Source organism: Kribbella sp. NBC_00359 (genome assembly GCF_036097425.1).
Taxonomy (GTDB): domain Bacteria; phylum Actinomycetota; class Actinomycetes; order Propionibacteriales; family Kribbellaceae; genus Kribbella.
On sequence record NZ_CP107975.1, the window covers coordinates 8,448,575 to 8,461,517 of the forward strand.

Annotated in this window: 8 protein-coding genes; 3 read left to right on the forward strand and 5 right to left on the reverse strand. The window is 70.2% G+C overall.

Annotation, left to right across the window (positions count from 1 at the left end):
- Nucleotides 1-27: 27 nt before the first annotated feature.
- Genes OG876_RS40845 through OG876_RS40860 form a run of 4 tightly spaced genes read right to left on the reverse strand, consistent with a single transcriptional unit; the run spans nucleotide 28 to nucleotide 4,882 of the window.
- A complete protein-coding gene (locus tag OG876_RS40845; RefSeq protein ID WP_328522103.1) occupies nucleotides 28-1,155 on the reverse strand; it encodes a bifunctional RNase H/acid phosphatase in 1,128 nt (375 codons plus the stop codon).
- Nucleotides 1,152-2,060 carry a zinc ribbon domain-containing protein gene (locus OG876_RS40850; protein ID WP_328522104.1) on the reverse strand — a complete coding sequence of 303 codons (909 nt, stop codon included), beginning with the start codon at nucleotides 2,058-2,060 and terminating at the stop codon, nucleotides 1,152-1,154. The genes OG876_RS40845 and OG876_RS40850 overlap by 4 nt, the downstream gene beginning before the upstream one ends.
- A gap of 41 nt (nucleotides 2,061-2,101) precedes the next feature.
- Nucleotides 2,102-3,235: a Nif3-like dinuclear metal center hexameric protein gene (locus OG876_RS40855; protein ID WP_328522105.1), complete on the reverse strand. Its 1,134-nt coding sequence runs from the start codon at nucleotides 3,233-3,235 to the stop codon at nucleotides 2,102-2,104.
- 18 nt (nucleotides 3,236-3,253) lie between these two features.
- The gene (locus tag OG876_RS40860) at nucleotides 3,254-4,882 is read right to left on the reverse strand and encodes a glycoside hydrolase family 13 protein (RefSeq protein ID WP_328522106.1); all 1,629 of its coding nucleotides are present in this window, start codon (nucleotides 4,880-4,882) and stop codon (nucleotides 3,254-3,256) included.
- 111 nt (nucleotides 4,883-4,993) lie between these two features.
- Here OG876_RS40860 and OG876_RS40865 point away from each other — a divergent pair, with 111 nt between their 5' ends.
- Complete coding sequence (locus OG876_RS40865) at nucleotides 4,994-6,208, forward strand: ROK family protein (RefSeq protein ID WP_328522107.1); 1,215 nt, start codon at nucleotides 4,994-4,996, stop codon at nucleotides 6,206-6,208.
- On the opposite strand, the gene nagZ is transcribed toward OG876_RS40865, so the two are convergent.
- The gene (gene nagZ, locus OG876_RS40870; protein WP_328522108.1) at nucleotides 6,189-7,676 is read right to left on the reverse strand and encodes a beta-N-acetylhexosaminidase; all 1,488 of its coding nucleotides are present in this window, start codon (nucleotides 7,674-7,676) and stop codon (nucleotides 6,189-6,191) included. The two genes, OG876_RS40865 and nagZ, sit on opposite strands and share 20 nt — an antisense overlap.
- 230 nt (nucleotides 7,677-7,906) lie before the next feature.
- On the opposite strand from nagZ, the gene OG876_RS40875 reads away from it, so the two are divergent.
- Nucleotides 7,907-12,184 carry an NEW3 domain-containing protein gene (locus OG876_RS40875; RefSeq protein WP_328522109.1) on the forward strand — a complete coding sequence of 1,426 codons (4,278 nt, stop codon included), beginning with the start codon at nucleotides 7,907-7,909 and terminating at the stop codon, nucleotides 12,182-12,184.
- Nucleotides 12,181-12,933 (forward strand): DUF7158 domain-containing protein, encoded by a 753-nt coding sequence (locus OG876_RS40880; RefSeq protein ID WP_328522110.1) that lies wholly within the window; start codon nucleotides 12,181-12,183, stop codon nucleotides 12,931-12,933. The genes OG876_RS40875 and OG876_RS40880 overlap by 4 nt, the downstream gene beginning before the upstream one ends.
- The last annotated feature ends 10 nt before the right edge of the window (nucleotides 12,934-12,943 follow it).

The following is a 12,943-nucleotide window of genomic DNA, read 5'->3' on the forward strand; positions in this document are numbered from 1 at the left end:
TCCGTCCTTCTCAGCGTTGTGCTGAGGTCAGACTAGCGAGGGTTGCACATTGAAGGAGCGGAGTGACGCGAGGCCGTCGGCGTACCAGTGGATCTCGGTCAGCGTTGCCGGGCGCAACTCCATCCGGAACAACGAGGACATCGGGGCCTGCAGCACCGACCGGACCATCAGCTTGATCGGCGTGACATGGGTGACCACGACCACGGTCTTGCCCGGATACCTGGCCAGGATCGCGTCCCGGGCGGACCGGGCCCGCCGCGCGCAGCTGTCGAACGACTCGCCGCCGGGCGGCGCGACCGCGGTCGACTCCAGCCACGCGTTCATGGCGTCCGGCCACTTCTGCTGGATCTCGGCGAACGTGTGCCCGTCCCAGTCGCCGAACGAGACCTCACGCCAGCCGTCGTCCACGACCGCGTCGAGCCCGAGCCGCTCGGCCGCCACGGCCGCCGTCTCCCGGGTCCGCCGCATCGGCGACACCACGAGCGCGTCGACGCCACCGATCCGGGACAGGTACTCCGCGGCCGCCGCGGCCTGCAACCGGCCGGTCTCACTCAGCCCGGGGTCGTCACCGCCGGACCCCGAGAACCGCTTCTCGGCGGTGTGCGGCGTCTCGCCGTGCCGCAGGAAGATCAGCTGGGTCGGCGGCTCGGCCTGCGCACCCCAGCCCTGCAACGCCTTCTGCAGGTCCGACGGCTCCTGGGTCACCGCCGGTCCCGGTCCGGGGGCCTCCGGCTTCAGCGGGATCGGCACGCCGTCGAGCGCCATATTCGCGAGTGCGTCGGCCGCGGCGTTCTGCGCCCGCGGCACCCAGGTCCACTCGGTCCCGAACGGCGCCAGGCTCTGCGCTTTGATCGCGAGCGGCTGCAGGTCCGGGTGCTTGATCTTCCATCGGCCGGCCATCTGCTCGATGACCAGCTTGGAGTCCATCCGCACCTCGATCGAGGCGTTCGGCGCGTACTCCGCGGCCAGTTCGAGTCCCGCGATCAGACCGGAGTACTCGGCGACGTTGTTGGTCGCGATCCCGAGTGTCTTCCCCTCCTGCGCGATCACCTCGCCGGTCGCGGGGTCGCGAACGAGAGCGCCGTACGCCGCCGGTCCCGGGTTCCCGCGCGAGCCACCGTCAGCCTCGACGATGACATGACTCAGATCGGTCATACCGCGCTCTCCGACGTCCGCACCAGGATCCGTCCGCACTCCTCACAGCGCAGTACGGCGTCCGGCGCGGCCGCCTTGATCCGGTTCAGGTCGGACGGCGCGAGCTCCATCCGGCAGCCCATGCAGCGCTTGCCGACCAGCGGAGCGGCGCCGATGCCGCCGTTGTGCTCGCGCAGCCGCTGGTACTGCGTGACGAGGGCGTCCGGGAGCTCGGCGGCGATCGTGGCGCGCTTGTCCCCGAGCTCGGCGCGCTGCTCGTCCAGCTCCTTCAGCGCGGCGTCGCGGGTGGTCTCCAGCTCGGTCTGCCGGCCGGCGAACGCCTCGGCGCGGGTGCGCAGGTCGGCCTGGACCGCCTCGGCGGCCTCCAGCTTCTCCATCACCTCGAGCTCGGCGTCCTCCAGGTCGGAGATCCGCCGGTCCAGCGACCCGATTTCGTGCTGCAGGTTCTCCAGATCCTTCGGCGAGCTGATCTGACCGGAGTCGATCCGCTGCTGGTTGCGCGCCTTCCGCTGCCGAACCTGCTCGACGTCGGTGTCGGCCTTCTTCTGCTCCCGCTGCAGGTCGCTGACCTCGGTGTCGGCGGTGACCAGGTCGTGATCCACGACGGTCTTCTCGGCGACCAGTTCGGTCAGGGCCTGGTGCTCGGGCAGCGATTTGCGCTTGTGCGCGACCTGATCCAGCTGCAGGTCGACATCCTGCAGGTCCAGCAACCGGCGTTGGACGGCGGGCTCGGCGTTCAGGATCGGCTCCTTAGGTCGTGTCTGGTGGTTCAACGCCGTAGCGAGCAGGTGCTCGGTGCGGTGCATCGGTGTGCTGGAGCGAAGGTCTCGATGCGGAGCATCGTGGCCTTTGCTCCAGTGCAGCGAGGTGCCGTGCCGGGTGCCGCGCAGTAGGCGTTGAACCACCAGACACGACCTCCACTCGTTCAGTTGTCTGTGCCGCGGAATCAGAGCCGCAGGTTCCACGCATCCGTGCGGAGCGTCGAGATGTGAGTGTCCACGGTACTGCCTTGCGCTGCCAAGCTTTCGACCAGGAGGCGCTCGGCGTCCCGCAGCCACGGCCATTCACTGGCCCAATGCGCGACATCGATCAGCGCCGGGCCCTCGTCGTACGCCCGGGCCTCGGTCGCGGGGTGATGGCGGAGGTCGGCGGTGAGGTACGCGTCGACACCGGCGGCACGGACTCGCTCGAACTCCGAGTCCCCCGCTCCCCCGACCACGGCGACGGTCTCGATCGTCCGCTCCGGATCCCCGGATACCCGGACGCCCTGCTCCGTCCGCGGCAAGCTGTCGGCGACCAGTTGTGCGAAGTCCTTCAGCGGCAGCGGCTCCGGGAGTACGCCGATCCGGCCGCCGCCCCGCTCACTCGGCAACTGCACCAGCTCGTAGAGGTCGAAGGCCGGCTCTTCGTAGGAGTGCGCGGTGATCAGCGCCTCGACGACACCTCGGCGCTTGCGGCGCGGCAGGATCATCTCCAGGCGCTTCTCCGGTACGACCTCGATGTCCCCGACCTGACCGAGCGCCGGGTTCGCGCCCTCGAGTGGCCGGAAGGTGCCTTCGCCGACGCCGCTCCAGGCGGCCCGGTCGTAGTCGCCGATCTGTCCGGCGCCGGCCTTCGCCAGCGCGTCGATCATCGCCTGCGTCTCGTCGACCGGCACGAACACCACGAGCTTGTCCATCGGCTCGGACGGCATCGCCTTGAGCGGCCGGGTGTCCCGCAGGCCGAGGGCCGCGGCGAGCGCGTCGCTCACGCCCGGGTTCGCGTTGTCGGCGTTGGTGTGGCAGACATGCAGCGCGGTGTTGCTCCGGATCAGGTCGTGCACGACCCGGCCCTTCGGGGTCGTCGCGGCCACGCTGTTGACCCCGCGCAGCAGGAGCGGGTGGTGGGTGACGAGGAGATCGAAGTCGCCCTCGATCGCCTCGTCCACCACGGTCCGCATCGGGTCGACGGCGAACAGGATCCGTCGTACCTGCTGCTCCGGATCGCCGGTGACCAGCCCGACCGCATCCCAGGACTCCGCCCAGGCAGGGTTGTAGAGCCGGTCGAGAACGGCGATCACATCAGCAAGCGTGGGGGTCACGACCCCCATCCTGCCGCATCAGATCAGCCAGGCAGTGGTGTCACTCGGGAGCTTGTCGCCCTCCAGCGGACCGCTCGACAGGACCACCGCGGCGTCGGGCAGTTCGACCGGCGCGGCGCCGAAGTTCGTGACGGACTGCCAGCCGCCGGGCCGGGTGAAGTGCAGGACCCAGTCGGTGCCGTCGACCCAGCTCAGTGAGTTGCTGGCCTGAAGACCCCGGCGTACGGCGAGAGCCTTGCGGTACAGGCTCAGCGTCGAGTCCGGATCGCCCACCTGCGCCTCGACGGAGTACGCACCGAACCACTTCGGCTGCACCAGGTGCGAGCCACCGGAGCCGAAGCCGAAGGACAGTCCACCGATGGTCCACGGGATCGGCACCCGGCACCCGTCGCGGCCCTTCTCGGCGCCCTTGGAGCGGAAGTACGCCGGGTCCTGCAGATTCGCCGCCGGCAGTTCGCCGACCTCCTGCAGACCGAGCTCCTCGCCTTGGTACAGGTACGCCGATCCCGGCAACGCCAGCATCAGCAGGACCGCGGCCCGGGCCCGGCGCAGTCCGAGCGCGACGTCGTTCGTCGGGTCGGTTCCGTCGCTCAGCAGCCAGTCCTTGCCGTCCTGCCAGCCGCCCTTCGGGTTCTTCGGCAGGCCGTACCGGGTCGCGTGCCGGACCACGTCGTGGTTCGAGAACACCCAGGTCGAGGACGATCCGTTCTGCTCGGCCAGCGCGAGGTTCGCCTCGATCACCCGACGGAACTTCTCGTACTCCCAGTCAGCCTGGAGCAGGTCGAAGTTGAAGGCCTGCCCGAGCCCGTCCGCACTCGCGTACCGGGCCCGGCGGGCCGCCGGCACGAACGCCTCGGCGACGGCCGATCGGGGCGGGTCGTACTCGTTCAGCACGTTCCGCCAGTCGCGGTAGATCTCGTGGACGCCGTCCTGGTCCCACAGCGGGTGCTTGCCGTTCGACTCCGACTGCCGGGGGAACGTCGTCTTCGACGGGAACGGCTCGGTCAGGTCCTTCACCAGCGCGTGCGCGACGTCGACGCGGAAGCCGTCGACACCGCGGTCCGACCAGAACCGCAGGGTCTGCAGGAAGTCCGCCCGGACCTCCGGGTGCGCCCAGTTCAGGTCGGGCTGCTCGGCCGCGAACAGGTGCAGGTACCACTGCCCGTCGTCGGTCTGCGCCCAGGCGGATCCACCGAACACCGAGTCCCAGTCCGACGGCGGCTGGTCGCCCTCGCCGTCGCGGAAGATGTACCGCTCCCGGGCGGGCGTGCCCTTGGCGGCCGCGAGCGCCTCGGTGAACCACTCGTGCCGGTCGGAGGTGTGGTTCGGGACGATGTCGACGATCAGCTTGATGTTCGCGGCATGCAGCGCCTCGACCAGATGGTCGAAGTCCGCCAGGGTGCCGAGCCGCGGGTCCACGTTGCGGTAGTCGTCGACGTCGTACCCGCCGTCGGCCAGGGCGGACGGGTAGAAGGGGCTCAGCCAGACGGCGTCGATGCCGAGCTCGACCATGTACGGCACGCGGCTGATGATGCCCGGCAGGTCACCGACGCCGTCGCCGTTGGAGTCGGCGAAGCTGCGCGGGTAGATCTGGTAGACGACGGCCTGCCGCCACCAGTCGGGGTCGGTCGTCTGCGGACTGGTCACGTTCGCCTCACTCGAGTGTCAGTCTTGCGCGGTTGTTTATATAGGCTCTAAATTTAGATTCTGCAGTATTCTGCGCGCGGACTCACGATCAGGTCAAGGGGCTTCTTTTTCATGGCGAAACCACCGGCTACACCGCCCACGGCCACGCCGCCGATGCTGCGCCGGGTGAACGCGGGGAAGGTGCTCGGCGTGCTGACCCGCGCCCGGGTGATGACCGGGACCGGCCTGATCGAGGCGACCGGCCTGACCCGGGCGACCGTGCACGCGGTCTGCAACGACCTGATCTCGATGGGCTGGGTGGTCGAGCACGATCCGGGCCGCAACGACGCCGCCGTGGGCCGGCCGTCGCGGCGGTTCGAGTTCAACAGCCGCGCGGGCTACGTGCTCGGCATCGACATCGGCGCGGCCAGGACCACGGTCCTGGTCAGCGATCTCCGCGGCGAGACGATCGCCAAGGCCGGGCGGTCGGTGGCCGGAGCGCAGAGTCCCGGTGAGCGGACCGAGATCGTGCACGAGACGATCGTCGAGGCGCTCGCCGGCGCGGAGATCGCCAATGACCAGGTGCTCGCGGCCGGTGTCGGGGTCGCGGCGCCGGTCGACCGGGACGGGAACATCCTGGTCGACGACGAGTTCTGGCGGCGTTTCGACGCAGGGTTGGCCAAGCGGCTGACCGACCTGCACGGCTGGCCGGTCCTGCTGGAGAACGACGCCAACCTGGCCGCGCTCGGCGAGCACTGGCTCGGCGTCGGGCGGAATGTCGGCGATCTCGCCGTACTGCTGGCCGGTGAGCGGTTCGGGTCCGGGCTGATGGACTCCGGCCGGCTGCTGCACGGTAGTCGCGGCGGAGCCGGCGAGATGGTCTACCTCAAGCTCGTCGAGGGCGTCGGCGACACCCACGGCATCGCCCGGATCGCCCGCGAACAGGGCGCCGCGGCGGTCGCCGACCCGTCCGTCGGGACCGCTCTGCGCGAGCTCGCCGGGGACCGGCCGGTCACCGCGGAGCTGGTGTTCGCCGCCGCCGAGGCCGGCGATGCGGTTGCCCTAGGCATCCTTCAGCACGTGGCCGCGCGGACCGCCCGGGTGGTGGCGACGCTCGGCATCCTGTTCAATCCCGAACTGGTCGTCCTCGGCGGCGCGGTCGCCGAGGCGGCCCAGGCGCTCCTCCCGGACATCGAGAAGCACCTGGCCGGCTTCACCAGTACGCCGCCGCGCGTCGCCGTTTCGTCTCTCGGCGAGGCGATCGTCTCGGTCGGCGCGGTCCGCCACGCCCTCAACTACGTCGAGCACCAGGCCCTGGACCTGCAGCTCAGCTGTCGTCGCGAGTGAGCGCCTTCGCGACCGCCTCCAGCACGATCACGTTGCGACCCGACGTGGTGGCCGTGGGACCACCGTCCGGAACGAGTGCCCGGTCCTCGGGGATCCCAGTGCAGAGCACGAAGGTGTCGCCGCCGCGGCCCTGCAGCAAGTGCGTGAGTGCCTCGCGCATCCACGGCGTACGCACGGCGTCCTGCACCGCGATCACCAACGGCCGGCCGGTGGCTGCCTTCGCCGCCTCCGCGATCGCGTTGCCGGCCGGTGAATGGGTATCCGTGAGGCGATGCTCGCCGCGCAGGACCACGCCGTCCGAGCCGGGCGCGACCCGGGCGAAGATCTCCGGAAGCCCACTGAAATAAGGGTTCCAGGCCGGGTGCAGGCCTTGGGTCAGATCGATCACGTACGTCGACGCGCCCAGGGCCGGAAACGTCTGGCCGGCCACGACACGGGCGGCGACCTCGCGGATCGGTGCACCGTCGAGACCGGGCTGACGGGTGCGCCGGGCGAGCGTGGCGGCGAGCGCGCGGACCCGGGTGGCGGCGTCGGCGACCCGCTCGGCGGCGAGCGTACCGTTGCCGACGGCATCGACCACGCGGGCGATCAGCGCCTGCGGATCGGCGGATCCGACCGCGATCATGGCGAGGTCGGCCCCGGCCCCGATCGAGGCGACCGCCGCGTCCTCGATCGAACGGGTCCTGGTGATCGCCTGCATCTCCAGGGCGTCCGTGGTGATCACACCGGTGAAGCCGAGTTCTTCGCGGAGCAGCCCGGTCAGCAGGCGATGCGAGAGGGTGGCCGGCTGATCGTCGTACGCCGAGAACACGATGTGAGCGCTCATCACCACGTCGGCGCCGGCGGCGATCGTCGCCCGGAACGGTGCGAGCTCGACCGCCGAGACCTCCTCGATCGAGCGGTCGACCCGGGGCAGGCCGACGTGGGAGTCGACGGCGACGTCGCCGTGGCCGGGGAAGTGCTTCGGGCAGGCGGCGATGCCGGCCTCGTGCACGCCTTCGACGAACGCGACGCCGTGGCGGGAGACGAGTTCGGCGGTGGCGCCGAACGAGCGGGTCGAGATCACCGGGTTGGCCGGGTTGCTGTTCACGTCGACCGACGGCGCGAGCATCAGGTCGATGCCGAGACTCGCGAGCGTCGCGGCGGCGTCCCGGGCGGACGCGCGGGTCAGGTCGACGTCGTCCAGATCGCCGAGCAGCCGCGGCGAGGCCAGCGGCCACCGGTTCGCCGGCGCGAGATGGCTGAACTCGCCACCCTCGTGGTCGATCGCGATGATCAGATCGGGCCGCTCGGCCCGCAGCGACGCGGTCAGCGCGGTGACCTGGTCGGCGTCGACGACGTTCCGGGTGAACAGGATGACCCCGCCGAGTCCGCCGGCGACGGCGCGGCGCAGCTCGTCGGTGGCGGTCGTCCCGGGAAGACCGACGATCAGGGCGCCGGCGGCATCACGATCTGGTTGATCACTCATCCCCCTACCCTCTCGTGGCACGCGGTGCCGGCGCCACCCCATCACCCAGAGCTAACGATGAGCAGCTGACAACGCGAGTCAGGGCGATCGTTGTCAGGCGTTGTCAAGGCGTTTCCCGAGCGTATTCCTGCGGGTTTGCGGGGATTCCTGAGATTGACCCCTCGCTGTCCGGGCCGACTACGGATAACGTTGTCTCTCGACCTTGACCGCTCTCGACGGAGCCCGACATCGTGACCGTACTGATCACCCACGTCTCCTCGCCCGAGTTGTTCGCCGGCAGCGACGACGATCCGCGCCAGTTGCTGCGGGTCGAGCTGACGCGTGCACGCGGCGATGGCGCCCTGTCGGTGCGGGTGAGCGGCGACGGCCTGTCGGGTACGGCGGACCTGCCGCCGGGCGACGGGCCGGCCCGGGTCGAGGTGCCGCTCGAGATCGCGGAGCCGCTGCGCTCGTCGTACGGCGCGAGTGTCCCGGCGACCGTGACCGTGTCGGCCGAGGACGGTGACGTCGCGTCGGACAGCGGCACGGTAGTGATCGCCGAGCCGGGCTGGACGATGGTGATGGTCTCGCACTTCCACTACGACCCGGTCTGGTGGAACACGCAGGCGGCGTACACGACCAGCTGGGACCTGCAAGGGCCTGACGGCACCACGCGACCGGTCTACACGCACAACGCGTTCAGTCTGGTCGACGCGCATCTCAAGCTGGCGCTGCGCGATCCGGCGTACTGCTTCGTGCTGGCCGAGCTCGACTACCTCAAGCCGTACTTCGACACCTTCCCGGAGAACCGCGCGGTCCTGCGCCGGCTGATCGCGGAGGGCCGGGTCGAGATCATCGGCGGCACCTACAACGAGCCGAACACGAACCTGACCGGCGCCGAGACCACCATCCGCAACATCGTGTACGGCGTCGGCTACCAGCGCGACATCCTCGGCGGCGACCCGCAGAACGCCTGGCAGCTGGACGTGTTCGGGCACGACCCGCAGTTCCCCGGCTACCTCGCCAAGGCGGGGCTGACCGGGTCCGCGTGGGCACGTGGACCGTTCCATCAGTGGGGACCGCTGCGGCAGGCGTGGAGTGAGCCGAAGGCGGGCACGGCCGCGGTGATGCAGTTCCACAGTGAGTTCGAGTGGATCAGCCCGAGCGGGGACGGCGTACTGACGCACTACATGCCGGACCACTACGGCCCGGGCTGGGAGCTGCAGAACACGCCGAGTGTCGAGGCTGCGGGTGACACGGCGTACCAGCTCTTCGCGACGCTCAAGACGGTCGCGGCGACGCGCAACACGCTACTGCCGGTCGGCGGTGACTACACCCCGCCGAACAACTGGATCACCGCGCTGCACCACGACTGGAACGCACGCTACGCGTGGCCGAAGTTCGTCTGCGGTACGACGAAGCACTTCATGGACCGGGTCCGCGCCGAACTGGCCGCCGAGGGCCGCCGGCCGTCACCGCAGTCGCGGGACATGAACCCGATCTACACCGGCAAGGACGTCTCGTACATCGACACCAAGCAGGCCCAGCGCGCGGCTGAGGTCGCGGCGCTCGACGCGGAGAAGCTCGGCACGTACGCCGACCTGCTCGGGCTCGGCCGGTTCGCGGAAGCCTCGCTGGACAAGGTGTGGCGGCAGCTCGCGTACGGCGCTCACCACGACGCGATCACCGGATCGGAGTCGGACCAGGTCTACATCGACCTGGTCACCGGGTGGCGTGAGGCGCATGACTTGTCGGATGCCGCGCGTACCGCGTCGTTGTCGGCTTTCGCGGCGCGGATCGACACGTCGGCCTTCGGTTCTTCTGCAGTGGTCGTCACGAACACGCTGTCGTTCACGCGGACCGATCTGGCTCGCGTTGCGGTGCCGGGTGAGGGGCCGTGGCGGATCGTCGATGCCGACGGTGCCGAGGTGCCGTCGGTGGTCGAGGGCGGCAAGCTGACGTTCCTCGCGCGGGACCTGCCGTCGCTGGGGTGGCGGAGCTACGGCCTGGTCGCTGGTACGGCGGCCGCGGTCTGGGGACCGGGGTCCGGCGAGACCGTCGAGAACTCGTTCTTCAGCGTGACTGTGGATCCGTCGCGGGGCGGCGGGGTCAGCTCGATCGTCGAGAAGGCTTCGGGGCGCGAGGTTCTCAAGGGGCTCGGCAACGAACTGCGGGTGTACGAGGAGTACCCGGATCACCCGCGCTTCGGCGAGGGACCGTGGCATCTGATCCCGTCGGGTCCGGTCGTGGGGTCGGGTGCGGCGCCGGCGAAGGTGTTCACGCAGGTTGGGCCGCTCGGCAGCCGGGTCATCAGCCGCGGCGAGGTCGACGGGATCTCCTACGAGGCGGTCGTCACGCTGTACGACGGTCTGGACCGGGTCGAGTTCACCACGCGGATCCTGGACCACGCGCAGTCGGACCGCCTGGTCCGCGTCAAGTTCCCCGCCGACGTACCGGGCGCGCTGCCGCTGAGCGAGGTAGCCGGCGCGGTCGTCGGCCGCGGCTTCGGCCTGATCGACGTCGACAGCGCCGCCGCGCCCTGGACCCTCGACAACCCCGCCAACACGTGGTTCGGCCTCGGCACCACCGCACGGGTGGAGCTGCTGGATGCCGACGGCAACCAGGTGGGAACCCGCCCCCTCGCCATCGCCGAGATCGTCGTCCCCGACGACTCCGAGCCCGCCGACGTCCGCGACCTGGTAGTCGCCCTGGCCCGAATCGGCGTAACCGCCACCACGTCATTGGCCGGCGGCTCCCGCTACGGCCACCTCAAGGTCGACTCCAACCTCCCCGACCTCCGAATCCTGATCGGCACAGCAGCTTCACTACTCCAGGAAGCAGACGAAGAGCAACCGACCACCGCCGCAGGCGGCGCGGTGTTTGTTCCGCCGCGGACTGCGTTGGCGGAGGTGTGGCAGCCGAATGCGGATGTGCGGGATGTGCGGGCTGTTCCGGCGGTGGTGCTGCCTACGGCGGAGGCTGTTGCGGCTGCTGTGGTGGAGTTGGGACAGGCTCGGATCAGCGCGACTGTGGTTGGTGACGGCGTGGTCGAGGAGTTCGAGGATCGGACCGTCGCACTGCTCACCTACGGTCTGCCGGGATTCGCGGTCGACGCGACCGGCGCTCTGCACGCATCACTGCTGCGGTCGTGCACCGGCTGGCCGTCGGGGATCTGGATCGACCCGCCACGGCGTACGGCGCCGGACGGGTCGGCGTTCCAGTTGCAGCACTGGACGCACGAGTTCCGGTACGCGTTGACCAGCGGTGAGGGCGACTGGCGCAAGCAGCAACTGCCGAGCCGCGGCCAGGAGTTCTCCTCACCGTTGCTAGCGGCAACCACCACCGCGCACGACGGGACCCTGCCACCCACCCACAGCTTGCTCCAGGTCACGCCCGAGCGAGACGTGCTGGTTTCCACCGTGAAGCTGGCCGGCAATCCCATCGCCCGCGGGTCGGGTGTCCCGGCCGACCCGCGGGACGGTGTCACCGTACGGTTGATCGAAGCAACAGGTCTGGGTTCGACGGCAACGATCACCTCCGCACTGCCGATCACCGCCGCCCACCACGCCGACCTGCTGGAGAACCGCGGCGCCCCGATCGACGTTGCCGATGGCAACCTCACGATCGACCTGCCCGGCTCCGCCGTCGACACCTTCGTCCTCGGCCTCGACCACACCGAGCCCGCCAACCCCGCCGTACTCGGTCAACCGGCCGAGCTGGCCCAGCCGTCGTACGCGCGCTACTGGCTGCACAACCGTGGACCCGCCCAGCTGGGCTTCCTCCCGGTCAGCCTGTCCGTCTCCCCCACGGTCGCGCGGACCGCCCGCAAGACGGTCGAGCTCTCGATGGTGATCGCCAACCAGTACGCCGACAGCCCGGCCGCAGGATTGTTGACAATCCAGCTCCCGGACGGTTGGACAACGGATCACTCCGATCGTGAACTGCACCTCGAGCCCGGCGGCTACGTCCGCCATCTGGCGAACGTCACCCCACCGGAGAACTGCGCACCAGGCCAGTACTTCGTCGCCGCCCGCGTACTCACCCACACCGACGACCTCGCCGGCGGCGCAGGTGTGACAGCAGTCGAGGACGTCGTCACGGTCTTCGTCGGCGAGAGCCCGGAGCTCACCGCCACCCTCGGCTTCGGCATGCCGCCGTCCGAGGCGCCGGATCACGGCTCAGGTGCACCCGACAACGAGCCCGGCCGCCCCACCGGCCTCACCGTGGCCCCATCCACCCAGGACATCCGGCTGACACCCGGTACGTCGGAGACGCTCGACTTGGTCTTCACCAACAACACGTCCGCCGAGATCCGCGCCGAGCTTCAACTGGCATCGCCGTACGGGACCTGGTCCTGGTTGCCTGACCCCGTCCGCCCGGTCGTCGTACCTCCGAAGTCGTCCGTCACCGTCGCCGTGCCGATCCACGCACCCGCCGACGCGACGCCGGCGCACGCGTGGGTGCTGCCGAAAGTGATGTGGTTCGGCCGCGCGCAGTACGCACCCACCGTCCGCCTGGAGATCCGATGACGGCGGCTCTGACGGTGGGCCACGGTCATGGGCACAGTCACGCGCCGGTGGCGCCGCCGGAGGTGATGGCGTACCTCAACGGGGAACCTGTGCTCCGCGAGCTGCTCGACGATCGGCTCGCGGTTCTGCGTGCGGGTGACGCCGCCTGCGTGCTCCCCCGGCCCGACAGTCGTGAGGGTCGCCAGCTCACCCGATGGGTCGCGCAGGTCGTGCTCACCGAGCAACTCTGCCTCGACGAGCTCCACCGCCGCGCGGACACCGTACGTACGACTCCACTCGACCCAGCCGGCGACGCCGGACCCGGGACTCCACCCGACCCGGCCGGCGGGGTCGGGCCTGGGACTCCACTCGAGGCGGCCGGCGGGGTGGGGCCTGGGACTCCACTCGAGGCGGCCGGCGGGGTCGGCGAGCCGGATCCGATCGACGTGTCGACAGCGATCGCCGTCGGGTCCATCACGGCAGCGGCGCTGGCTGGTTCTGCGGCGGTACGTCGGGTCGCCGCGCTGGTGACCGCGGACGTCCGGATCCCGGCGGAGCAGTTGGCGTACGCGGCCGACGTCCTCGGGCAGGAGCCGCCGGCCGATCCCGCCGTACCGGTGGCGGACTGGCATCGCGAGCTTCTGCAGAGTGCCCGGCTGGAAGCGTTCGCCCGCTGGCTGAACGCTGCCATGCACGACCGGGTCCAGCTGGTCCACGGGCTCGAGCACCCGGGCGACAGCAGCCAACCTGACAACCTGCACCGGCACTGACTGGGGGACC